Origin of the sequence: Martinezella multihospitum (assembly GCF_900094585.1) — a bacterium.
Classification (GTDB): domain Bacteria; phylum Pseudomonadota; class Alphaproteobacteria; order Rhizobiales; family Rhizobiaceae; genus Rhizobium; species Rhizobium multihospitium.
This window is the reverse complement of record NZ_FMAG01000011.1, coordinates 103941-127209: the sequence shown is the minus strand read 5'-3', so window position 1 is coordinate 127209 and position 23269 is coordinate 103941. Positions and strand designations below refer to the sequence as shown.

Annotated in this window: 24 protein-coding genes; 5 read left to right on the top strand and 19 right to left on the bottom strand. The window is 60.0% G+C overall.

Annotation, left to right across the window (positions count from 1 at the left end):
* Positions 1 to 236: 236 nt before the first annotated feature.
* The 7 genes from GA0061103_RS31135 to GA0061103_RS31105 all read right to left on the bottom strand — a co-directional run bounded on the left by GA0061103_RS31135 (position 237) and on the right by GA0061103_RS31105 (position 7375).
* Positions 237 to 1589 (bottom strand): bifunctional folylpolyglutamate synthase/dihydrofolate synthase, encoded by a 1353-nt coding sequence (locus tag GA0061103_RS31135; RefSeq protein WP_245304922.1) that lies wholly within the window; start codon positions 1587 to 1589, stop codon positions 237 to 239.
* Between the two features lie 32 nt (positions 1590 to 1621).
* Positions 1622 to 2533, bottom strand: a complete 912-nt coding sequence (gene accD / locus GA0061103_RS31130) for an acetyl-CoA carboxylase, carboxyltransferase subunit beta (RefSeq protein ID WP_092718776.1) — start codon at positions 2531 to 2533, stop codon at positions 1622 to 1624.
* A gap of 109 nt (positions 2534 to 2642) precedes the next feature.
* A complete protein-coding gene (gene trpA / locus GA0061103_RS31125; RefSeq protein ID WP_092718770.1) occupies positions 2643 to 3482 on the bottom strand; it encodes a tryptophan synthase subunit alpha in 840 nt (279 codons plus the stop codon).
* 10 nt (positions 3483 to 3492) lie between these two features.
* Positions 3493 to 4707 (bottom strand): tryptophan synthase subunit beta, encoded by a 1215-nt coding sequence (gene trpB / locus GA0061103_RS31120; RefSeq protein ID WP_092718763.1) that lies wholly within the window; start codon positions 4705 to 4707, stop codon positions 3493 to 3495.
* Positions 4704 to 5378 carry a phosphoribosylanthranilate isomerase gene (locus GA0061103_RS31115; RefSeq protein ID WP_092718759.1) on the bottom strand — a complete coding sequence of 225 codons (675 nt, stop codon included), beginning with the start codon at positions 5376 to 5378 and terminating at the stop codon, positions 4704 to 4706. Before GA0061103_RS31115 ends, trpB begins: the two co-directional genes overlap by 4 nt.
* Before the next feature lie 144 nt (positions 5379 to 5522).
* Positions 5523 to 6524 (bottom strand): NADP-dependent oxidoreductase, encoded by a 1002-nt coding sequence (locus GA0061103_RS31110; RefSeq protein WP_092718755.1) that lies wholly within the window; start codon positions 6522 to 6524, stop codon positions 5523 to 5525.
* Positions 6525 to 6559: 35 nt separating this feature from the next.
* Entirely contained in the window at positions 6560 to 7375 is an 816-nt protein-coding gene (locus GA0061103_RS31105) for an oxidoreductase (RefSeq protein ID WP_092718750.1), read from the bottom strand.
* A gap of 89 nt (positions 7376 to 7464) precedes the next feature.
* On the opposite strand from GA0061103_RS31105, the gene GA0061103_RS31100 reads away from it, so the two are divergent.
* Positions 7465 to 7896 (top strand): winged helix-turn-helix transcriptional regulator, encoded by a 432-nt coding sequence (locus tag GA0061103_RS31100; RefSeq protein ID WP_092718745.1) that lies wholly within the window; start codon positions 7465 to 7467, stop codon positions 7894 to 7896.
* A 156-nt stretch (positions 7897 to 8052) separates the two neighbouring features.
* Here GA0061103_RS31100 and GA0061103_RS31095 read toward each other — a convergent pair whose 3' ends face one another.
* The 6 genes from GA0061103_RS31095 to GA0061103_RS31070 form a co-directional block, all read right to left on the bottom strand.
* On the bottom strand, positions 8053 to 8814 hold the full coding sequence (locus tag GA0061103_RS31095; protein ID WP_092718741.1) for a M48 family metallopeptidase: 762 nt from the start codon (positions 8812 to 8814) through the stop codon (positions 8053 to 8055).
* A gap of 99 nt (positions 8815 to 8913) precedes the next feature.
* Entirely contained in the window at positions 8914 to 9354 is a 441-nt protein-coding gene (locus tag GA0061103_RS31090; RefSeq protein WP_092718739.1) for a DUF2852 domain-containing protein, read from the bottom strand.
* A gap of 322 nt (positions 9355 to 9676) precedes the next feature.
* On the bottom strand, positions 9677 to 10954 hold the full coding sequence (gene phaZ / locus GA0061103_RS31085) for a polyhydroxyalkanoate depolymerase (RefSeq protein WP_092718736.1): 1278 nt from the start codon (positions 10952 to 10954) through the stop codon (positions 9677 to 9679).
* A 297-nt stretch (positions 10955 to 11251) separates the two neighbouring features.
* A complete protein-coding gene (locus GA0061103_RS31080; RefSeq protein WP_092718733.1) occupies positions 11252 to 12094 on the bottom strand; it encodes a fumarylacetoacetate hydrolase family protein in 843 nt (280 codons plus the stop codon).
* Positions 12095 to 12226: 132 nt separating this feature from the next.
* Positions 12227 to 13645 (bottom strand): pyridoxal phosphate-dependent decarboxylase family protein, encoded by a 1419-nt coding sequence (locus tag GA0061103_RS31075; RefSeq protein ID WP_092718730.1) that lies wholly within the window; start codon positions 13643 to 13645, stop codon positions 12227 to 12229.
* Between the two features lie 64 nt (positions 13646 to 13709).
* Positions 13710 to 14663, bottom strand: coding sequence for a glutathione S-transferase family protein (locus tag GA0061103_RS31070; protein ID WP_092718727.1), 954 nt, complete (start codon positions 14661 to 14663; stop codon positions 13710 to 13712).
* 161 nt (positions 14664 to 14824) lie between these two features.
* On the opposite strand from GA0061103_RS31070, the gene GA0061103_RS31065 reads away from it, so the two are divergent.
* Together GA0061103_RS31065 and GA0061103_RS31060 are read left to right on the top strand one after the other, a co-directional pair.
* Positions 14825 to 15115: a DUF2218 domain-containing protein gene (locus tag GA0061103_RS31065; protein ID WP_092718724.1), complete on the top strand. Its 291-nt coding sequence runs from the start codon at positions 14825 to 14827 to the stop codon at positions 15113 to 15115.
* Positions 15116 to 15195: 80 nt separating this feature from the next.
* A complete protein-coding gene (locus GA0061103_RS31060; protein ID WP_092718722.1) occupies positions 15196 to 15795 on the top strand; it encodes a nitroreductase family protein in 600 nt (199 codons plus the stop codon).
* A 64-nt stretch (positions 15796 to 15859) separates the two neighbouring features.
* Here the strand turns inward: GA0061103_RS31060 and gyrB are convergent, their stop codons facing one another.
* The 5 genes from gyrB to GA0061103_RS31035 all read right to left on the bottom strand — a co-directional run bounded on the left by gyrB (position 15860) and on the right by GA0061103_RS31035 (position 21200).
* Positions 15860 to 18289, bottom strand: a complete 2430-nt coding sequence (gene gyrB / locus GA0061103_RS31055) for a DNA topoisomerase (ATP-hydrolyzing) subunit B (protein WP_092718717.1) — start codon at positions 18287 to 18289, stop codon at positions 15860 to 15862.
* Positions 18290 to 18437: 148 nt separating this feature from the next.
* Entirely contained in the window at positions 18438 to 18803 is a 366-nt protein-coding gene (locus GA0061103_RS31050) for a helix-turn-helix domain-containing protein (protein ID WP_092718711.1), read from the bottom strand.
* On the bottom strand, positions 18800 to 19384 hold the full coding sequence (locus tag GA0061103_RS31045) for a Smr/MutS family protein (protein WP_092718707.1): 585 nt from the start codon (positions 19382 to 19384) through the stop codon (positions 18800 to 18802). The genes GA0061103_RS31050 and GA0061103_RS31045 overlap by 4 nt, the downstream gene beginning before the upstream one ends.
* Positions 19384 to 20502: a murein transglycosylase A gene (gene mltA, locus GA0061103_RS31040; RefSeq protein WP_092718703.1), complete on the bottom strand. Its 1119-nt coding sequence runs from the start codon at positions 20500 to 20502 to the stop codon at positions 19384 to 19386. Before mltA ends, GA0061103_RS31045 begins: the two co-directional genes overlap by 1 nt.
* Entirely contained in the window at positions 20499 to 21200 is a 702-nt protein-coding gene (locus GA0061103_RS31035; protein ID WP_092718697.1) for a Tim44/TimA family putative adaptor protein, read from the bottom strand. The genes mltA and GA0061103_RS31035 overlap by 4 nt, the downstream gene beginning before the upstream one ends.
* A 146-nt stretch (positions 21201 to 21346) precedes the next feature.
* Between GA0061103_RS31035 and GA0061103_RS31030 the strand changes: the two genes are divergently transcribed.
* Complete coding sequence (locus tag GA0061103_RS31030) at positions 21347 to 21865, top strand: FxsA family protein (protein ID WP_092718692.1); 519 nt, start codon at positions 21347 to 21349, stop codon at positions 21863 to 21865.
* Between the two features lie 95 nt (positions 21866 to 21960).
* Positions 21961 to 22443, top strand: a complete 483-nt coding sequence (secB, locus tag GA0061103_RS31025; protein ID WP_069613913.1) for a protein-export chaperone SecB — start codon at positions 21961 to 21963, stop codon at positions 22441 to 22443.
* A 94-nt stretch (positions 22444 to 22537) separates the two neighbouring features.
* On the opposite strand, the gene dnaQ is transcribed toward secB, so the two are convergent.
* Positions 22538 to 23254 (bottom strand): DNA polymerase III subunit epsilon, encoded by a 717-nt coding sequence (gene dnaQ, locus GA0061103_RS31020; RefSeq protein ID WP_092718688.1) that lies wholly within the window; start codon positions 23252 to 23254, stop codon positions 22538 to 22540.
* Positions 23255 to 23269 lie beyond the last annotated feature (15 nt).

The following is a 23269-nucleotide window of genomic DNA, read 5'->3' as shown; positions in this document are numbered from 1 at the left end:
GAAGAGCCGCAACTGACAGCATCATGATTAGAACAGTGACAGGTCGTGTAGTTATCGCTTTGGTGAACAGCCCCTCACCCTAACCCTCTCCCCGCGAGCGGGGAGAGGGAACGACCTCGCTGTTGCCGCCTGCCAAGAGCAGGGAGCGACAATCTTTGAAAAACAGGGGCAAACCCGTCTCGGTCGCGGCCATTCACGAAGTGACTATCATTTTCAACGTTAGAATGTGAAATCACTCACCGCGGCGGCGTGCCGTTTTCGGCAAGGACGTCGCCGACCAGATAAAGCGAACCGCCGATCAGGATGCGCGGGGCGGGCGAATTCGGCACAGCCAGAGCCTGGATCGCATCCAGCGCCTCAACAACGCTGGACATGGGCTCGGCAATGAGGCCGGCATCATAGGCAGCATTCGCCAGGATGACCGGATCGATCATCGCTTCGCTGCCGCGGATCGGTACGCAATAGACCTTCTCAGCAAGGCCGGCAAAGGCCTTGAAATAGCCGATCGGGTCCTTGGTATTGATCATGCCGATAATCAGGAACAGAGGCCGCGGCTGGCGTTCCTCGAAATTGGCCATAGCCTCGGCAATGACTTCGCCCGCGCCGGGATTATGACCGCCATCGACCCATATCTCGGCACGCTCAGGCGCATGCGCAACCAGCTCGCCTTCCGTCAACCGCTGCAGGCGGCCCGGCCATTCGACCGAGGTCATCGCCTTTTCCATCATCGCTTCCGTCACGACGAAACCGGCAGCCTTGACGGCGCGGATGGCGGCGGCGGCATTGCCATATTGATGGCGACCCGGAAGGCGCGGCAGCGGCAGATCGGCAAGGCCGAACTCGTCCTGATAGACCAGCTTGCCATATTCCTCGTGGGCGGAAAAATCCTGGCCGAAAACGGCGGTCGGGCAACGCAGCCGTTCGGCCGTCGATATCAGCACATCGAGCGCGGCATCATATTCCTGATGGCCGATGACAACCGGATGACCCGGTTTCATGATGCCGGCCTTTTCGGCTGCGATCAGTTCGACGCGGTCGCCGAGATAGGGTTGGTGATCGAGCGAAATCGGCATGATAACGGAGACGGCGGGATCGGAGAGGACATTGGTGGCGTCGAAGCGGCCGCCAAGGCCCACCTCGATGACGGCAACATCGGCCGGATGCTCGGCAAAGAGCAGAAAGGTCGCCGCCGTCAGAATTTCGAAAACCGTGACCTTCTGCCCGTCATTGGCCTTGGCGATGCGCTTGAGCACATCGGCAAACACGGCATCGTCGACGAGCTTGCCGCGGCCGCCCTGGACGCCGATGCGGTAGCGCTCGTGCCAGTTGACGAGATGCGGCGAGGTGTGGACGTGCACGCTGTAGCCGCCGGCTTCGAGCAGCGCGCGGCAAAAGGCCGTCACCGAACCCTTGCCGTTGGTGCCGGCGACATGGATCACCGGCGGCAATTTCTGATGAGGGTTGCCGAGAATGTCGAGCAATCGCGTTATTCTCTCCAGAGAAAGATCGAAGCCCTTGGGGTGCAACCCCATGAGCTTCTCGATTTCGCGTGCTGCCTCGCTCATTGCGGACTGATCCATAGACGTCATCCCGCACCTCCGCCCGTCGGCAATCTACAATGTCAGGCGCTCGCTGCTATCGCCAGTGCAGCGCCATTCTTGTTCTTGACCGATACGTCGTTTGCCGGCGCCTTGGTCAGGATCTTCAGAAGCGTCGCCAAGGTGTCGGGAATGTCGTGACGCTTGACGACCATGTCCACCATGCCGTGCTCCAGCAGATATTCCGAGGTCTGGAAGCCCTCGGGAAGCTTCTCGCGCAGGGTCTGTTCGATCACGCGCTTGCCGGCAAAGCCGATCTCGGCGCCGGGTTCGGCAAGGTGAATGTCGCCCAGCATGGCATAGGAGGCTGTGACGCCGCCGGTCGTCGGGTTGGTCAGAACCACGACATAAGGCTGGCCGGCTTCCTTCAGCATATCGACGGCAACCGTCGTACGCGGCAGCTGCATCAGCGAGAGAATGCCTTCCTGCATGCGGGCGCCGCCCGAAGCCGGGAACATCACCACGGGACATTTTTCAGCGATCGCGCGCTCGAAAGCCTTCACGATGGCTTCACCGGCAGCCATGCCGAGCGAACCGCCGATGAAGTTGAATTCGTGAACGATGGCGACAAGCTTCAAACCGCGAACCTTGCCAATGCCGGAAAGGATCGTATCCTCCTGCTCGGTCTTCAGGCGGCTGTCCTTCAGGCGGTCGGTATATTTCTTCGAGTCGCGGAACTTCAGCGGGTCCTGCGCCACCTTCGGCTGCGGCAGGGCTTCGTATTCGCCATTGTCGAAGAGATCGGCAAGACGGGCCTTGGCCGGCATCTTCATGTGGAAGCCGGACGCGGGGATGACCCACTTGTTGTCTTCCAGATCCTTGTGGAAGACCATCTCGCCCGTTTCCGGGCACTTGATCCAGAGATTCTCCGGAACCTCGCGACGGCCCAGCATGGAATTGATCCGCGGGCGGACGTAGTTCGTGATCCAGTTCAATTCGAAACTCCTAATCGACCGAATTAATCGATATCCTAGTCGTCACCAAATGCCCATAGGGCTTTTCCCTCAATCCGCAGGGGATTGCCGAGAGGCCTATATGGGGAAACTATTCGGCGGCAACAAGGCGGGCGGAACGCGTTCCCGTCGACAGGCCGCGCACCAGGGTGGCGACAGCCTGGATGGTGTCTGCTGTCGCCTTACCATCCTTGGTGAGGCTGGTGGCAATCTGGTTGACGATCGCGGTGCCGACAACGACGCCATCGGCGGCAGCGCCGATCAGCTTGGCATGCTCGGCCGTCTTGACGCCGAAGCCGACGCAGACCGGCAGCTCGGTGTGCTGCTTGATGCGCTTGACCGCACCCGAGACCAGCGACGGATCGGGCAAAGCCGAACCGGTGATGCCGTTCATCGAGACGTAGTAGACGAAGCCGGTCGTGTTCTGCAGAACCGTCGGCAGGCGCTTGTCATCGGTGGTCGGCGTCGCCAGGCGGATGAAGTTGATGCCCTTGCGGATCGCCGGAATGCAGAGCTCGTCATCCATTTCCGGCGGCAGGTCGACGACGATCAGGCCGTCGATCCCGGCGGCGATCGCATCGTCGAGGAACTTTTCGACGCCGTAGATATAGATCGGATTGTAGTAGCCCATCATCACGATCGGCGTATCGGCATCGACTTTACGGAAATCGGCGGCGAGCTGCAGCGTCTTCTTCAGCGTCTGGCCGGCCTTCAAAGCGCGCTGGCCGGCAAGCTGGATCGCCGGGCCGTCGGCCATGGGGTCCGAAAAGGGCATGCCGAGTTCGATGACGTCGGCGCCGGCTTCCGGCAGTGCCTTCATGATGCCGAGCGAGGTCTCGTAATCGGGATCGCCGCCCATGAAATAGGTGACGAGTGCCGGGCGGCCTTCAGCCTTCAGAGCGGCGAAGCGTTTGTCCATACGTGCGGTCATGGCGTCTAACTCACATTCCCAGAATCTTGCCGACGGTGAAGATGTCCTTGTCACCACGGCCGGAGAGGTTCATCAGGATGATCTGATCCTTGCCCATCTTCGGGGCGCGCTTGATCACTTCGGCGAGCGCATGGCTCGGCTCGAGCGCCGGAATGATGCCTTCGAGGCGCGTCAGCGTCTGGAAGGCTTCCAGCGCCTCATGGTCCATGATCGGCACATATTCGGCACGGCCGATATCGTTCAGCCAGGAATGTTCCGGGCCGATGCCGGGATAATCGAGGCCCGCCGAAATCGAATGACCTTCCTTGATCTGGCCGTCGCCATCCTGCAGCAGGTAGGTGCGGTTGCCATGCAGCACGCCGGGCGAACCGGCGGTGATGGAGGCGCAATGCTCGTCGCCCTGCAGGCCCTTGCCGCCGGCTTCGACGCCAACGATCTTGACGCCCTCGTCATCGAGGAAGGGATGGAAGATGCCGATGGCATTCGATCCGCCGCCGACGGCTGCAACGACGAGATCCGGCAGGCGGCCTTCGGCCTCCAGGATCTGCGCGCGGGCTTCGGTGCCGATCACGGCCTGAAAATCGCGAACCATTTCCGGATAGGGATGCGGGCCGGCTGCCGTGCCGATCAGGTAATAGGTGTCGTCGACATTGGTGACCCAGTCGCGAAGGGCTTCATTCATCGCATCCTTCAGCGTACCGCTGCCGGCCGTCACCGGAATGACCTCGGCGCCAAGCAGCTTCATGCGGAAGACGTTCGGCGCCTGGCGCTCAACGTCCGTTGCACCCATGTAGACGACACAGGGAAGGCCGAAGCGGGCGGCAACGGTCGCAGACGCCACGCCATGCTGGCCGGCGCCGGTTTCGGCGATGATGCGGGTCTTGCCCATGCGCTTGGCGAGCAGGATCTGGCCGATGCAATTGTTGATCTTGTGCGAGCCGGTGTGGTTCAGCTCTTCGCGCTTGAAGTAGATCTTCGCGCCACCAAGCTCGGCCGTGAGGCGCTCGGCGAAATAAAGCGGGCTCGGGCGGCCGATATAATGCGTGCCGAGAGACTTCAGCTCCGCCTGGAAGGCCGGATCATCCTTCGCCTTGTTCCATTCCTCCTGCAGATCCAGGATCAGCGGCATGAGCGTTTCGGCTACGAAACGACCGCCGTAAATGCCGAAACGGCCGTCCTCATCGGGGCCGGAGCGGAAGGAATTGGGTTTGGGCGTCTGGTTCACTTTCTACTCCCTGCTGCCGGTTCCGGCAGACATGCTTCTGCAAAAGCGTCGAAAAACTGGTCGATCTTGCCGAGATCCTTCACACCCGGCGCGCTTTCCAGCGCCGAGGAAAGGTCGATGCCGCTGGCCTTGGTGGAGGCCAAGGCTTCCGCAACATTGTCCTTGTTGACACCGCCGGAGAGCATGTAGTCGACCCGATCGTCGACCCAGCTCATCAGGCTCCAATCGAAGGATACGCCGTTTCCGCCCGGCAGCTCCGAGCCGACAGGCGGCTTGGCGTCGAACAGGAAGCGGTCGGCAATGCCGATATAGGATTCCACCCGCTTCAGATCGTCGGCGTCTCGCACCGACATGGCCTTCATGACGGGGACATTATAGACCGCTTTGATGGTCAAGACACGCTCGGGGCTTTCATTGCCGTGGAGCTGCAGCATGTCCGGCTTCACCAGCGAGATGATCTCGTCGAGATCGTCATTGGTCGGGTTGACCGTGACAGCAACGACCTTCGCCTTGCCGCGTGCGCGCTCGGCAAGCGCGCCGGCGAGATCCGGCTCGATATAGCGCGGGCTCTTTTCAAAGAAGATGAAGCCGATATGGGTGGCGCCGCGCTCAAGAGCACGATCCACCGCTTCCGGCGTCTTCAGACCACAAATTTTGATATCCGGGTTCATGGCAGCGGAGTGACACGAAATTTCGCAAGAGTCGAGCCTAAAGGCGACGTTGGCGGGATTTTTGCGTCGTGCAGAAAGACGGCCGACGGTGGTGCTTTAGCTCGGGATGTACACCACAGCCTTCATCGGACAAAGGTCCACATGTCACAGCGCGGCGATGACGACCTTGCCCCGGACACGACCTGTCTCGACGTAGGCCATCGCTTCATTGGTCTCCGCGAACGGGAAGACCCGATCCACGACGGGTCGCACAGCACCCGCCTCGACCAGCGAGGCGATTTGACCGAGCTGTCCACCGTCCGATTTCATGAAGAGGAAGGAATAGCTGACGCCGTGACGTTTCGATTTCCTTCGGATGCCGAGACTCAACAGGCGCATGATCTGCTGAAGCAGCCAGTTGGACCCGTTCTCCTTGGCGAATTCCGGGTCTGGCGGACCGGAGATCGAGATGAGTTTTCCGCCCGGCTTCAAAACCCGCAATGACTTCTCCAGTGTGTCCTTGCCAAGACTGTTCAACACGACGTCATATCCCTGCAGGAGATCTTCAAAGTCTTCCTTCCTATAATCGACGACAACATCTGCTCCCAGACTTTTGACAAGATCGACATTGGCCGTGCTTGTCGTGGTCGCCACGGTCGCGCCGATGTGTTTGGCAAGCTGGATCGCAATCGTCCCCACGCCACCCGAGCCGGCATGGATGAGAACCTTCTGTCCCTTCTTCAGGCTCGCCCGCTCGACAAGTGCCTGCCAGGCGGTAAGGGCGACGAGCGGCAACGAAGCTGCCTCTTCCATCGCCAGGTTCTTCGGCTTCATCGCCACATCGGCCTCGTTCATCGCGATAAACTCCGCGAATGTGCCAATGCGGTCTTTAGCCGGACGCGCATAGACTTCGTCGCCCGGCTTGAAATTTCGGACCTTGGGCCCGACGCGAACCACGACGCCTGCCACGTCATTACCGAGGATCAGCGGTAGGCGGTACGGCAGAATCAGCTTGAATTCACCATCCCTGATCTTGCCATCCAGCGGGTTAACACTGGTCGCATGAATCTGGACCAGCACGTCGTTCTCCCGCACCTCAGGTTCGGGGGCGTCGCCGAAGCGCAGAGCAGCACCTTTCGCATAGCGATCGATCACGAATGCTTTCATATGTACAGGCTTTCTTGGCGTTGTGACGGTAGGGCTCATGCCGGAAGTCGGTTGAATTTGCGCAAGTTCTTGTCGACGAAGGACTCGGGCAGGAAGCGGCGTATGAAGCGAACCTGGCCTGCAGCCTTGCCAGCGGTGTATCGCCGTCTCGGCGCCTTCACATTAGCCGCCTTGACCACCATGTCGGCTACGATCTCGGGTGCATCCCCCGTCTCGACCACCTCCCGCATCAGCGTTTCGGCATCGGCGCGAACGGTATCATATACCGGAAGCGGCTGATCCGGTCGTGTGAGATTCTCCTCGAAGGACGTGCGGGTGACGCCAGGCTCCACCAGCACGACGCGGATACCCTGCGTTCGCACCTCGTGGTCGAGGGATTCCGAATAACCCTCGATCGCATGCTTGGTCGATGCGTAAAGGGCATTGAAGGGAGCGGGGATGAGCCCCAGAATGGAGCTCAGATTTATGATCCTACCCTTTCGCTGGCGCCTCATCACGGGCAAAACCGCGTTCGTCAGGCGCGCGACGCCGAAAACATTCACGTCGAACAGCGCCTTTATCTGTGCAGTGGAGGACTCTTCGGCCCCTCCGAGCAACCCGATCCCCGCGTTGTTGACCAGGAGATCGATCCGCCCTGCGCGGCTGACGACATGGTCGACCGCACTCTGCACGGACCCATCGTCTGTGACGTCGCAGACCAGCATCTCCACCCCATCGGAGGTGTTGGCCATTTGCTTCCGGCTGGTTCCGAATACCCGGTAGCCATTGCGCCGCAGCGCGCGTGCCGTTGCCAGCCCAATGCCGGAAGAAGCGCCCGTAACCAGGGCGACGCTGCGTTCTGTCTTGCTCATCCGTGTCAGCTTTCATTTTGGCATGGAACTACGATGAAAACCAAGTTACTATCATTTCGAAACTAAGTCACTATCAAAAAGATACTAACATGCAGAATCTTTCAGACCAGCCGTGCCTAATCGCTCGCAGCCTAGCGCTGGTGGGGGACGCGTGGAGCATGCTGATCCTGCGGGACGCCCATGCTGGGCTCACTCGTTTCGATGAGTTCCGCAAAAGTCTCGGCATAGCTCCGACGATTCTGACCCGTCGGCTTGCAGCGCTTACAGAGGAAGGACTTCTGGAGAAGAGGCGCTACTCGGATCGTCCGCCGCGCGATGAATACGTGTTGGCCGAAGCGGGCCGCGACTTCCTGCCGGTCTTGTTTGCCATCGGCGCATGGGGACGAAAGCACCGTAATGCGGACGGCGTCACCCGGTTCTTCGACGCAGAGACTGGGACGGAGATTGATCCCCTCATGATCGACCGTGCAACCGGCGCTCCGATCGGTACACGGCCGATTCGCATCGCATCACCCGAATAAGTCGCATGACGCGGAGTAGCGTCGGAAACCTTTGTCTTATAAGCGGAGCGCAATCGGTTCAAAACTATCGGCGGCTATCCGAATTACGGACATGATTGGCGACAACTGCCATTCAAAAATAAAGGGTCTTAGCGGCCTTCCATCAGCTCGATTTACTCAATCAAAGTCGATTGCATGCAGCTGGCTGCCGTGGCGCTTCAGCCAGGCTTTCGCCTCGTCCATCTCTGGGCAGAGCTTGCGGCAGAGCGCCCAGAAGCGCGGACCGTGGTTCATTTCCTTGAGATGCGCGACCTCGTGGGCGGCGAGGTAATCGATAACAAGCGGTGGCGCCATGACGACGCGCCAGGAGAAGCTCAGATTTCCCTGGGAGGAGCAGGAGCCCCAGCGGCTGCGGGTATCCTTCATGGTGATGGAGGTGACGGTGGCACGGATAGTCCTGGCATGAACAGCCACGAGCTTTTCCAGATCGGCGCGGGCTTCCTTTTTCAGGAAGGTGGCGATGCGGCGGCCGGCATGTTCCGGCATGCCGCTGACGCGCAGCACCGGAATGCCGTCGATGACGATGGCTTCGGTGAGACCGCGCAGAGTTCCGGTGTGCTCTATCCGGTGGCGCACGCCACGCAGCAGGATTTCGCTGCCGCCGCGCAGGCTGTTGTCGACGGAGAATTTCGCGAGCTTGGTCAGCAGCCAGCCCTGATGCCGGTCGAGGAAGGCATTGACCTCGCGGGCCGCCAAACCACGCGGAATGGTCATCTTCAGCGAGCGTCCGCCGGGCTCGATCCTGAGCGTGATGCGCGTGGCGCGCTCGTGCTGGCGGATCGTCAGCGGCATCAGCCGGCCGGCGACATCAAGGGTACGTGTTTCCTGCGCAGGCGGCTTGGCTTGCGGTTTGCGGAATCTGGAGAGCAGCGGAAACATGAAGGCAGTTTTATATGATTCGCGAGCGTTTCTGGCAAAGAAAAACCGGCATCCGATGATGCCGGTTTCGATTCTATAATGTGGTCGTTCTCACACCCATCACGGCGTCTGGAATTCGGTCGGCGAGCCGCCATTGTCATTGCGCTTGACGCTGTTGCGCTCGCGCATGAAGCGGTCGAACTCTTCCTGATCCTTGGCGCGGCGCAGTTCGCGAGCGTAAGCGTCGAACTCGGCGCGCATTTCGTCCAGCTTGCGGCGCTCCTGTTCGAGGCGCTCAAGCTCTGCCCGGCGCCAGTCGTCAAAGGCGACGTTGCCGGTCGAGGAGAAGGAATGGCGATGACGATTGCGATAACGTCCGCAGCCAGCAAACATGCCGTCGGTCCTTTCGTTCACATCCCGTTTGAATTCCCGCAAACGTTCTCCAAAGAGAATATAGGCGAGCATGGCGAAGCCCAGCGGCCAGAAGACCACGAAGCCGAGCACCATCAGGGCAATAGTCGCCGGAGTCCAATCCGGGCGAAGCAATGCAGATTGGTTCATTGTCAGGTATCCTCGCACGGCGCATCGCCCCTTAACCGACATCGGTCAATAGTCAGGTTTCTGCGCGGTTTTTAAAGCTCTACCTGCATCTCAGCGCGTTCCAAGGACGCGCGGCGCGGTAAACGGCCCGATCATCTGCGGTACCGCTGGAATCGAGATGGTAACCTCTTCGTGAGGCTTCAATGGTATCCAGGGGCTGAATCGGGCAAGTGCTTGAATCCACCCGGATAATTCAACAAAAGCTAATAGTTTGCGCTGGCGAAAGCGGTTCGGCTCTCCAAAGAAGCTCCGAACCGATCTATCCTTTTGATTTTTCTTGTTCTCAGGCGGATTTTCCGCCCTTGATGACGCGCTTGACCACCGGCCGGCTGGCGCGGGCATGTTCGCGGGTGAAGGCTAGAATGCGCGGCGCGATCTCGCGGCGGAAGCGCGAGCCGTTGAAGACGCCGTAGTGGCCGACATCCGGCTGCAGATAGTGCATGCGCATATGGTCGGGGATGTTGGTGCAGATGGTCTGCGCCGCATGCGTCTGGCCGACGCCGGAGATATCGTCGTTTTCGCCTTCGACGGTCAGAAGCGCGACGTTGCGGATGGCCGAGGGATCGACGCGCTCGCCGCGATGCATGAGCTCACCCTTGGGCAGCGCATGCTTGATGAAGACCTGGTCGACGGTCTGCAGATAGAATTCCGCCGTCAGATCCATGACGGCCAGATACTCGTCATAGAAATCGCGATGCTTTTCCGCCGGCTCGCCGTCATTCTTGACGAGATGGACGAAGAAATCCTTGTGAGCGATCATATGGCGGTCGAGGTTCATCGACATGAAGCCGGAAAGCTGCAGGAAGCCGGGATAGACCGGCCGCATGAAGCCTGGCTGCGGCCAGGGCACGTTCATGACGACATTGTCGGCGAACCATTCCAGCGGCTTTTCCTTGGCGAGCTGGTTGACGGCGGTTGGATTGATGCGGGTATCGATCGGGCCGCCCATCAGCGTCATCGACGAAGGCGCCAGGCGATCACCCGCCGCTTCCATCACGGCAGCGGCCGCCAGCACCGGCACAGACGGCTGGCAGACGGCGACGACATGCGTATCCGGCCCGAGGTGGTGCAGCATCTCGATGACATAATCGATATAGTCGTCGAGATCGAAAGTGCCTTCGGTCATCGGCACCATGCGCGCATCGATCCAGTCGGTGATGTAGACATCGGCGCCGGGCAGCAGGGCTTCGACCGTGCCGCGCAGCAGCGTCGCATAATGGCCGGACATCGGCGCGACAATCAGGATGCGCGGATCGGCGCTGTGGCCGGCGGGCAGGCTGCGCTCGAAATGGATGAGATTGCAGAAGGGCTTCTTCCAGACGATTTTTTCATGCACCGATACCGACTTGCCGTCGATCGTCGTCTCCGGAAGGCCGAATTCCGGCTTGCCGTAGCGCCGGGTGGTGCGCTCGAAAACCTCGAGGCTTGCCGTCAAGGTGCGGCCGAATACCGTGTGCGAAAGGGGATTAAGCGGATTGGCATAGGCCAGGCGCATCATGTCCGCCGCGGCGCGAAAGGGTGCGAGAGCGGCGTGATTGAGTTCATAAAACTGATAAAACATGGGGGGCTTTACCTTTCGTGATGCGGTATGCGAACGCGCAAATCACCTAAATCATTGAAATGCATGCGCCTTGCGTGTCGCTACCTTAGCTGCGGCGCTTCTCCAGTCGCGCTATGCAGCAGGATGATCGCGGCTCCTCTGCGCACCTCATCCTTTAAGTCTTACTATTTAGCCTAGCAGCTTTTGCTGCAGAGCAACATAACCACTGCCGATTCTTCCTATAAAAAACGCCGGAGAATCGCTTCTCCGGCATCAACAATGATCTCAAAAAGTTAAAGTTCCTGAGCTTCGCACGCCTTACGCGTCGGCCAGGAAGGTCTGCTTCTGCGTGCCCAGGCCTTCCATGCCGAGCTCAACGATATCGCCCGGCTTCAGATACTGCGGCGGCTTCATGCCCATGCCGACGCCGGGAGGCGTGCCGGTGGAGATGACGTCGCCCGGATGCAGCGACATGAACTGGCTGAGATAGGAGACGAGGTAGGCAACGCCATAGACCATGGTCTTGGTCGAGCCGTTCTGCATCGTCTTGCCGTTGACCTTCAGCCACATACCGAGGTTCTGCGGATCAGCAACCTCATCCTTGGTGACGAGCCAGGGGCCGATCGGGCCGAAGGTGTCGCAGGACTTGCCCTTGGTCCACTGTCCGGAACGCTCGGTCTGGAAGGCGCGCTCGGAGACGTCGTGCGAGACGCAGTAACCGGCGACATAATCAAGCGCATCGGCTTCGCTGACATATTTTGCCGTCTTGCCGATGACGACGCCAAGCTCGACTTCCCAGTCGGTCTTTTCAGAGCCGCGCGGGATCAGCACGTTGTCGTTCGGGCCGACGATGGCCGAGCTTGCCTTCATGAAGATAATCGGCTCCGGCGGCACGGTGGCGCCGGTTTCGGCGGCGTGGTCCGAGAAGTTCAAACCGATGCAGATGAACTTGCCGGTGCCGGCAACGCAGGCGCCGAGGCGGCCTTCGGCCAGCTCGGGCAGGCTCTTCGGATCGAGGGCCGCGATCTTCGCAAGACCTGCGGGCGAAATCGCCTCGCCGCCGATATCGGCGACATGGGCGGAGAGATCGCGGATCTTGCCGTCGCTATCGAGAAGCGCCGGCTTTTCCTTGCCGACTTCGCCAACACGCAACAGTTTCATGGATTTTCCTTCCCTGCATTTTCAAAGATGAATTTGATATCACCACATATGAACGAGTTATTCACCAGTGTCACCAATCGATTTTAGGGAGCCTAGCATGGCTCGGTCCTCCGTGCCGGAAAAACAGCGTTTCTAACTCGGAGATAATGATCTCGCGATTTCGACGATGACGTCGAAGGCTGTATCGATATCATCAGCCGTCGCCTCGAACTGACCGGCCTGGAAGCGGATGACCAGCCGGCCGCCGACGCGGGTCTGCGTCAGATAGATGCGGCCGTCATTGTTGATCGCGGTCAGCAGGCGCTGGGTATGGCTTTCCTGATCGACACCCTCGGGCGCCTTGTGATCGAAGGAAAACAGCGACAGGAACGGCTCAGTGACAATTTCAAAATCGGGCTCTGCAGCCAGGCGCTTAGCCAGATTCTGCGACCAGACAACATGGTTGCGGATCATCGTGCGCAAGCCTTTCAACCCGTGATAGCGCAGCAGGAACCAGAGCTTCAGCGCGCGGAAGCGGCGGCCGAGCGGCACCGACCATTCCGAATAGTTGATGATGCCGTCATGCCCATGCGTGCGCAGATATTCGGGCTGGATCGCCAGCGTGCGCACCAGCATTTCCGGTTCACGAACGAACTGGACTGAGCAATCGAACTGCGCGCCGAGCCATTTATGCGGGTTGAAGACGACGGAATCGGCTTGCTCCACGCCTTTCCAGAGGTCGCGGAATTCCGGGCAGATCATCGCCGAGCCAGCCCAGGCAGCATCGACATGGACGTAGAGCCCGTGCGCATGCGCCACTTCGACAACAGCGGCGATATCGTCACAGGCGCCGACGCTGGTGCCGCCAACGCAGGCGATGACGCCGGCCGGCAGCAGCCCGGCAGCGCGATCACGCTCGATGGCGGCGGCAAGGGCCTGCGGGTCCATGGCCTTGTTGGGACTGGCAGAGGGAATGCGCACCAGATTCTCGTCGCCGACACCGGCGATCCAGATCGCGCGGTCGATGGAGGTGTGAACCTGGTCGGTCGAATAGATGCGCACCGCCTTGTTGACGGCAAGACCACGGCTGTTGCCCTGCCAGTCCAATGCTCTCTCGCGCATCACCAATACGGCGGCAAGAGTTGCGGTCGAGGCCGAGTCCTGGATGACGCCGCTGAATGTGTCCGGCAGGCCGAGCGCCTGGCGCAGCCAATCGACCACTTTCGTTTCAAGCTCGGTGGCAGACGGCGATGTCTGCCAGAGCATGCATTGGGCGGCGATGGCGCTGACCAGATATTCGGCGACCACCGAGACTGGGGCTGCATTGGCTGGGAAGTAAGCGAAGAAGCGGGGATGCTGCCAATGCGTCATACCGGGAACGAGGATATCCTCGAAATCCTTGAAGATATCCTCCATGGCTTCGCCCGATTCCGGTGGGGAGTCGGCAATATGCGCCGATATTTCGCCCGGCGCCATCTTCGCCCGTACCGGCCTGTCGCGAAGCGACGCGCGGTAATCCGCGCCCCAATTTGCCGCTTTCTCCGACCATTGCCGGAACTCTTCCCAGTTCATGATTATCCTCCCTGTTCCATCGAACGAGGCGGACCTTAGACCGGTTTCGGCATGTGGTCGAGTATCAGAACAGCTCGTCTAGCGCCGGTCCGAGCGGCACGATGCCAGTGGGGTTCAGCGACGAAATCGAGTAGTAGCCGCGCTTGATATGATCGAAGTTGACGGTTTCGGCAATACCTGGCCAATCGAGCATGCGGCGGCAAAAAGACTGAAGGTTGGCGTAATCTGACAACCGGCGGAGATTGCATTTGAACAGGCCGTGATAGGCGACGTCGAAACGGACGAGGGTGACGAACAGCCTGATATCGCTTTCCGTGGGATTGCTAGCAAAAAAGAAATCCTTGCCTTCCAGCTCCGTCTCAAGCCGATCGAGGCATTCGAACACCTCGTTGAAAGCTTCTTCGTAGGCGATCTGCGTCGTGGCAAAGCCGGTGCGATAGACACCATTGTTGAGAGCGGGATAGATCCGGGCATTGAAACTGTCGATATCGTCGCGCTTGCCCGCCGGATAAAGATCGATGTCGTTGCGGGCGAGATCGCCAAAGCCGTCATTCAGCATGCGCAGGATATCTGACGACTCGTTGTTGACGATCGTACTCTTCTGCTTGTCCCACAGAACCGGCACTGTGGCGCGGCCGGTGAAGTGAAGATCGGCCTTCGTGTAGATCTCGTGCATGTAGGCGGCGCCGTTGATCGGGTCGTTCGTGGCACCGGGATAATCGCCGAACCGCCAGCCCTGCTTGGAGAGCACGGGTTCGACGACGGAAACGGAAATGACCTCTTCCAAGCCCTTCAGCTTGCGGCCGATCAGCGTGCGCGACGCCCAGGGGCAGATCAGCGCGACATAGAGGTGATAGCGGCCGGCTTCCGCCTTGAACCCGCCCTCGCCCGTCGGCCCTGCCTTGCCATCCGGCGTCACCCAATTGCGGAAACTGGAAATCTGGCGAACAAAGCCGCCCTTTTCATCCTTGGCCTGGACCGGCTGCCAATCCTCAGTCCACTTTCCGTTCACCAGCAAGGCTCTGTCTCCGCTCGCACACGTTCCTATAGACTCTCAGCATAGCGGAACAGAATTTCACTGGAATAACGCAAACTTGAAACAGACTGTCTACCTGGCGAATGCGGATGCCTCTATGTATGCAATGATGCGTTTGCGATCAGCTTTATCGGACAAATCCCATGGCGACATCCGTTTCCAACGTTAAAACCGACCATGCCAGCCGCTATCTCCAGCAGCTCTGCAAGCACTGGAGCCATCGCTTCAGCGTGGAATTCGACGCGGCTGTCGGCAAGGTGCCCTTCAGCCCGGAAAACCTCCTCGATCTGGCGGCCGAGCCCGGCAACCTCGTCATGACGCTGACGGTCGAGAAGCCCGAAGACCTCGAGCGCATGCAGAACGTCGTCGCCGAACACCTCAAGCGCTTCGCTTTCCGCGAGGAACTCGATGTGAGCTGGACAGCCCGAGTTTAAGTTCGCATCCTCTATTTATAACCAGCCAACGGCCGGTTTCGACCGCCCGCGGCCGATCATCTCCAAGGAAAGAAGCCCTCATGACATCAAGCAACAGCCGCGAATCCCAATATCCGATCGACAAGCTCTTTCTCGACCGCTGGTCGCCGCGCGCCTTCTCCAACGAGACCATGCCGGAACAGGATCTGCTGACCATTCTGGAAGCGGCCCATTGGGCACCCTCCGCCTCGAACCTGCAGCCCTGGCGCTTCCTTTATACGCTGCGCGGCTCGGAACATTGGGACCGGTTCCTCAGCGTTCTGGTGGAGTTCAACCAAGGTTGGGTGAAATCCGCAGCTGCTCTGCTTTTCGTCATCTCCCGCACCCACAGTGGCGAGCTCGGCTCAGCCGAACAGAAGCCCAGCTACAGCCATTCCTTCGACGCCGGAACGGCCTGGGGTTTCCTGGCGATCCAGGCACATCTAGCCGGCTATGAAGCCCACGGCATGACCGGCTTTCATGTCGAGAAATCCTATGAAGTGCTCGGCATTCCCGACGGATTCCGCGTCGAGGCTGCCGTCGCGATCGGCAAGATCGGCGACAAGAACCAGCTTCCGGAAAAGCTGCGCGAGCGCGAAGTCCCGAGCCAGCGCAATCCGCTTTCCGGGCTCGCCTTCAACGGCACTTTCATCGCCAAGTAATTGATAAAAAAGAAGAGCCCGCCGAAACTATCCGGCGGGCCCTTTTTGTGTCTGCTTCGAGCAATCAGATGTCGAGATTGGCGACGTTCAGCGCATTGTCCTGAATGAACTCGCGCCGTGGCTCGACCTCGTCACCCATAAGCCGGGCAAACAGGCCGTCGGCATCGGTCGCGTCCGTAACCTTCACCTGCAGCAGCGTGCGGACGTTCGGATCGAGCGTCGTTTCCCAGAGCTGTTCGGCATTCATCTCGCCAAGGCCTTTGTAACGCTGCAGCGTCAGACCCTTGCGGCCGCCGGCAAAGATCGTATCCAGCAGCTGGCGTGGTCCCGAAATCTCCGTCTCGCCATCGCGGCGCGTGAGCTTCGGCGGCGTGACGTAGACTTCCTTCAGCCGCGCGCCGAGCTGATCGATGAGGCGGGCATCCTGCGAGCCGATGAGCGCCATGTCGAGGAAAACGACTTCCTTGACGCCACGCACGGTGCGCTCGAAGCGAAGGCCGCCTTCACCCGTCACGGCACCGCTCCAACCGCGTTCGGTTTCTTCGGCGATGACATCGAGCCGCTTGGCAACATCATTGGCGAGCGCTTCCGCACGCGTGGGATCGCTAACCATTTCGGCATTGAGCGCACCGGCGATCGCGGCCTGCTCGACAACTGCGCGATTGTAGCGGGAATGCAGATTGTCGATCAGCGTGCGCAGGCGGAGCGCGTCATAGATAGCCTCGCGCAGATCCTGGCTGACGCGCACTTCGCCATTGCCGAGACGCAAGCTCGCATCGTCGGTGCCCTGGCCGATCAGATATTCTTCCAGCGCCTTCTCATCCTTGACATATTGCACCGACTTGCCGCGTGTCACCTTATAGAGCGGCGGCTGGGCGATGTAGAGATGACCGCGCTCGATGAGATCGGGCATCTGGCGGAAGAAGAAGGTCAGAAGCAGGGTGCGGATATGCGCGCCGTCGACGTCTGCGTCCGTCATGATGATGATCTTGTGGTAGCGCAGCTTTTCGACGTTGAACTCGTCCTTGCCGATGCCGGTGCCGAGCGCGGTGATCAGAGTGCCGATTTCCTGGCTCGACAGCATCTTATCGAAGCGGGCGCGTTCGACGTTGAGGATCTTGCCGCGCAGCGGCAGGATGGCCTGGTTTTCGCGCGAGCGGCCCTGCTTGGCCGAACCGCCTGCCGAGTCACCCTCGACAAGGAAGACTTCGGACTTGGCGGGATCGCGCTCGGAGCAATCGGCAAGCTTGCCGGGCAGCGAGGCGATATCCAGCGCACCCTTGCGGCGGGTCAGTTCGCGCGCCTTGCGGGCGGCTTCGCGGGCGGCAGCAGCCTCGACGACCTTGCCGACCAGAACCTTGGCATCGGAGGGATGCTCTTCCAGCCATGTACCGAGCGCCTCGTTGACGAGACTTTCGACGACCGGCCGGACTTCCGAGGAAACCAGCTTGTCCTTGGTCTGCGACGAGAATTTCGGATCGGGAACCTTGACCGACAGCACGGCGGTCAGGCCTTCGCGGCAGTCGTCTCCGGTCAGCGTCACCTTTTCCTTCTTGGTGATGCCCGAGGTGTCAGCATAGGAGGTGATCTGACGCGTCAGAGCGGCACGGAAGCCAGCCATATGTGTGCCGCCGTCGCGCTGTGGAATGTTGTTGGTGAAGCAGAGCACATTTTCGTGGTAGCTGTCGTTCCACCACATCGCCACTTCGACCGTGATGCCGTCCTTTTCGCTGCGGATCGACACCGGCTTCTGGACCAGCGGCTTCTTGGCGCGGTCGAGATAGGAGACGAAGGCTTCCAGACCGCCGTCATAGAGCAACTCTTCCTGCTTCACGTCGGAATGACGCTTGTCGGTCAAAAGGATGCGGACGCCGGAATTCAGGAAGGCAAGCTCGCGCAGACGATGTTCCAGCGTTCCGTAATCGAACTCGATCATGGTGAAGGTCTCGGAGCTCGGCATGAAGCTGACCTCGGTGCCGGTCGCGTCGCCTGCCTCACCCGTTTCCCTCAGCGGCGCATCGGCCACACCATGGGTAAAGCTCATCTCATGGATCTTGCCGTGACGGCGGATCTTCAGGCGTAGCCAGACCGAAAGCGCGTTGACGACGGAAACACCGACACCATGCAGACCGCCGGACACCTTGTAGGAATTCTGATCGAACTTACCGCCGGCATGAAGCTGGGTCATGATAACCTCAGCCGCCGAAACACCTTCGCCGCTATGAATGGCAGTAGGAATGCCGCGGCCGTTATCCGTGACCGTAACGGAGCCGTCGGGATTGAGGGTCACCGTCACCAGGTCGGCATGGCCAGCCAAGGCTTCGTCAATGGCGTTGTCGACGACCTCATAGACCATGTGATGCAGGCCCGAGCCGTCGTCCGTGTCGCCGATATACATGCCGGGACGCTTGCGCACGGCATCAAGGCCTTTCAAAACCTTGATGCTATCTGCGCCATATTCGGCATTGCCGCCATTGTCGGTGATATCGGTCATTTTATTGAAGTCTTTCCAGCGTTTAGAGAATATCGCAGATTCCTGGCGAATCAGCGGTTTTTCCTAGCCTGAATATAGGATGTTTCACCCTGAACTTCCAAACGGAAGGCCCCGAAATCAGGTATAAAACAGGGGATTAAGGCGCTTTTCAGCCGGTTTTTCCGGCATTTTCGAGAACTCGGGATAGCTCGCGGACTGTTGCCGCGTCAAGGCTGCGGATCTTGACTGCCAAGTGGTTGACGAAGGCCGTATATTCCGGCGAAAGCCCAGAGGTATCAACGACGACGCGCGGGTCGGAAAACCGCGCCAGCAGGAACAATTCCTCGGCCTCATCCCAGATGATGTTGAAATAGCCGGCGATGCGCTGCAGGAGATCGAAGGTCGGCAGACCACGCTTTCCGTGTTCTAAGGCGGATAAATAAGCCGGAGTCACATTGAGGGCGGCCGCCATCTGCTTTTGCGAGACGCCCTTGCGCAATCGCAATTTTCGCACCGCTTCGCCGAACGGGGTCAAAGCCTCTCCCCCTTCAGCCGCGACAGGCGGATATAGAGCGCGCCCTCGCCGCCATGATGCTGCGCCGCCGTCTCGTAAGAAGAAATCAGAAAGCGGAACTCGGGCTTGGAGAACCAGAGCGGCACGGCGCGTTTCAAGGCTCCCTCGCTGCCCATCGAGCTGCCCTTGCCTGTTATGACGAGCACATGGCGAAGGCCGCGGCTATGGGCGCGCAACAGGAAATCCAGAAGCATGCCATGGGCCTCGCTCTGGATGAGGCCGTGAAGGTCAATCCTGGCCTCAAGCGCCAAATGGCCCTTGGCGATCTTGCGCTTGACGGGACGCTCCAGCGGATGATGACGGCCGGCGGGCTGCTTGACCGGCGCAGGGGGTTCCTGCGTTTCGGTCGAGGCAGGCACTGGCTTCGTCTTTGCGGCGCGGGCGCTTTCTTCAATTTCGGCTTCCGCCTGCAGTGCGGCTTCGAAAGCCTCGATATCGGCCATCCGGCCAGGCATGGGGCGCGTGCTCTTGGCGACCTTGCCCCAGAGGATGCGATCCTCCGCGCTGAGCTTTCGATCCTTATTCTGCCGTTCCGGGGCCATCAGCCGAACCTCTGCGCCGCCGCCTTTGGAATAAGTACATAAAAATCGGCGTCATTGCGCACGGTACCGGCGAGCTCACCTGCATCGTAACCCGAACCGGTAAAGATATCCCCGCGCGCCGGCCCGACGATGGCGGAGCCCGTATCGAGAGCTAGCATGAGCCGCGCAAAAGGCTTGCCGGCATCGAGATGCGTCAGGCTTTCCGACCGAATGAAGAAGGGGAAGCCGAAGGTGTGGATCAGCCGATCGACCGCAAGGGAGCGACCCGATACCAACGGCACCTTCGCGGCTGCAATCGGCCCCAGGGCCGGATCGCTGACGTCGGCCTCGCGGAAGAAGATATAGGACCGATTGTGTGAGAGGACTTCGTCGACCTGATCCGGGTTAGCGTAGAGCCAGTCACGGATCGTCTGCATGGAGATCGTCGCGCGATCCAGCAGCCCACGGTCGATCAGCAAACGCCCGACGGCCCAGAAGGGATGACCGGCCTTGGCGGCATAGGTGATGCGGCCGAGGCGCCCGTCCGGATAGCGCAGGCGCGCCGCACCCTGCACATGCACGAAGAAGACATCGACCTTGGATTTTGCCCAGGCGATCTCCAGCCCCTTGCCGTTGAGATAACCACGATCGATCTCGCCGCGATCGGGATAGGCGGAAATGACCCCGTCTTGCAGCCGTCCGAACATATAGGACGGGTCGAGTTCCGAGGGCCGATTGCCATCGTCGAGATCGATCAGATCGTCCGGACGGCGATAGAAGGGATAGCGATAGGTTTCGTCCGGCGCCGCAGAAACTTCGATTTCGGGCTCGAAGAAGGCGGTGACGAAACCGCTGGCATCCCCATCGCGGCGAATGAAGAAAGGTTGGCAGTGCTCTTCGAAGAAGGCGCGGGCTTCGGTCGCGTCCTGCGGCGCTCTTTCCTCTGCCGCATCGAGGAGCGTCAGAAGATCATCGGCGGTCAGTCCGACAGCGCCGGTCCGATAAGGCTTCACATCGCGGATATGATTTCGACAGTCCTTCATCGCGCGAAAAAGGCTGGAAGGATCGTCGTCCTCCCAGCCCTTCAGATCGGCGAAGGTTGCCGGCTCCAGCCTGAATTCCTGCGATGGGCTCGTCATTGTTCCGATTCGGTCGCCACGAGTTTCCAGTTCGGATCGCGCGAACGCGTGTCGCGGGAGAAGGTCCAGAGATCGCTGACCTCAGCCACGGCTTCCGCATCGCCATCAATCAAGGTGCCAGCCTTGTCATAGGTGGCGGAGATCATCTGGCTGACGATGCGCATGGAGACGAAGGCTTCAGTTCCCCTCATCTCGGCGGTGACGATATCGGCCTTGTCGATGCCGACGAAGGTCGACTTGACCTTCTCGCCCTTGGCTTCGCGATCGGCGATGGCGGCATCGAAGCCCTCATAGACCTCACGCGACAACAGCCCCTTCAACGACTTGCGATCGCCATCGGCAAAGGCCATGACGATCATCTCATAGGCCATGCGGGCACCGTTGACGAATTCCTTCGGGTTGAACGAAGGGTCGGCATTGTTCAGCTCGCGCAGCGAATCATTGAGTGGCGTGCCCGCCGGGGTGAACACATCGATGGCGGCAAAACGGTCTTCCTCTTCGGTGCCATCGCGCCGCGGCAGGGTCACCACCTTGCCGGCGTCCGGCGGCGTCGGGCCATTGGCCGGATCTGCGGAACCGTAGAGATCGCGCGGCGGCTTCTCATTCCCTGTGCGGCGGCCGAGAACGCTGCGCAACTGAAAGAAGATCAGCACCGCCGCCACCAGGAAAAAGATCGTCACAAAGTCGTTTGCACCCATCTCGTATCGGAACCACCGTTAAAATTAAAAGATCAATCCCCATATAGTCCGCATCGATCTATCATTCAAATAGCGGACCAGTTTCTTTATTATATGCGAGAAACCAACGCTTACGCGAAGAAACACGCTCTCAGGACCACCGTAACATGCGCCTATCACTTCTTCCTATCTTCGTTTTTCTGATGCCTCTGGCTGAAATCGCCGGATTCATCGTGGTCGGAAAGATGATCGGCGTCTGGGCGACATTGGGGCTTGTCATCCTCAGTGTGCTGCTTGGTGCCGCTCTCTTGAGAATTCAGGGCATCGGCATCCTTCAGCGCATCTCGGCCGAAAGCCGCAATGGTGGCGATCCCGGCCGCGAGATGGTGCATGGCGCCATGATCGTCGTTGCCGCCTTCTTCCTGATGCTGCCCGGCTTCATCTCCGACATCATCGGATTGCTACTCTTCATTCCGGCCGTGCGTGATCTCGCCTGGCAGGTCTTGCGCAAGCGTATCGTCGTCGTCGGCAATTCGCGGGCGTTCCGCCGTGGACAAGGCCCGGGCGCCGGACCGCAAGGCCGGCCGAACAAACCCGGAAACGTCGTCGATCTCGATGAAGGCGATTTCCATCGCGAGCCGAACCGCAAGTCGCCGTGGTCCGACCAAAAGCGGCTGGAAGACTAGCGATCAGCCGCGAGCACGCCGGAGCCATAAGGGTTGTGCGCCTCTGATCGAAATGCTAGATGGCGACACCCATCGAGACGTGAGAGGACACCCCCATGGCCAACGAGACCAACGGCAACGGTGCAGCCAGCCCGAGCCTCAGCATCCTTGCTCAGTACACCAAGGATCTTTCCTTTGAAAATCCGGGTGCTCCGCGCTCGCTCCAGGCCCGGGAAAATGCTCCTGACATCAATATCAATGTGAACGTCAACGCCAATCCGCTGTCGGATTCCGATTTCGACGTGGTGCTGACGCTGAGCGCTGAAGCCAAGGATGGCGAGCGCGTTCTCTTCCACACCGAGCTGGTCTATGGCGGCGTCTTCCGCGTCACCGGCTTCCCGCAGGAACACATGCTGCCGCTGCTCTTCATCGAGTGCCCGCGCCTGCTGTTCCCGTTCGCCCGCCAGATCATCGCCGACGTCACGCGCAATGGCGGCTTCCCGCCGCTGATGATCGACCCGATCGATTTTGCCCAGATGTTTACGCAGCGCATGGCCGAAGAACAGGCCCGCGCTCAGGTTTCGGCAGTTCCGAACTAAGCCTGAACCTTTCCATCCTTTGGAAACAGAAATGCCCGGATCTTGGTCCGGGCATTTTCTTTTGGTGCTTATTGGCGCTGTCTGGGAAAGCGCCTTATTCGGGGGCGCGGTATTTGGACCAGATTCCCTTCTCGCCGAGCTTGGCGACCAGTGCCGCATGGGCGGCCTGCTCCTCTTCGCTCAACCGGCTCGGTAGCGGATTGGGGCGTGCGAAGACATCGGCAACGACATCCGCGGTATCCTCACTCTGACGCGAACGGGCAGACGAACCATTGCTGCTGCCGAGGCCGAGCGCGGTCTGCCTCCCGCCGATCATCTCGATATAGACTTCGGCCAGCAGTTCGGAGTCGAGCAGCGCGCCGTGCTTGGTGCGGTGCGAGTTGTCGATGCCGTATCGCCGGCAGAGCGCATCGAGCGAATTCGGCCCCATCGGATGCTTGCGACGTGCCATGGCGAGCGTATCGATCACCATGTCAGGCAGGATCGGCGGCCGGCCCAATCTTGCGAACTCCGCATTGACGAAGCCCATGTCGAAGGTGGCGTTGTGCGCGATCCATTTGGCATCGCCGAAGAAGTCGAGGATCTGATCGGCAACCTCCTCGAAAGGCGGTTTGTCCTTCAGCGATTCATCGGTAATGCCATGCACGGCGAGCGCATCGGGGTGAACCTTGCGGTCGCCGGGATTGATGTAGAGATGCAGCGTCTTGCCAGTCGGGAAGTGATTAATGAGCTCGAGGCCGCCGATTTCGATGATGCGGTCAGCCCTGTTGTCGAGGCCGGTGGTTTCCGTATCGAAAATGATTTCGCGCATGTCGGGACTTCGCTT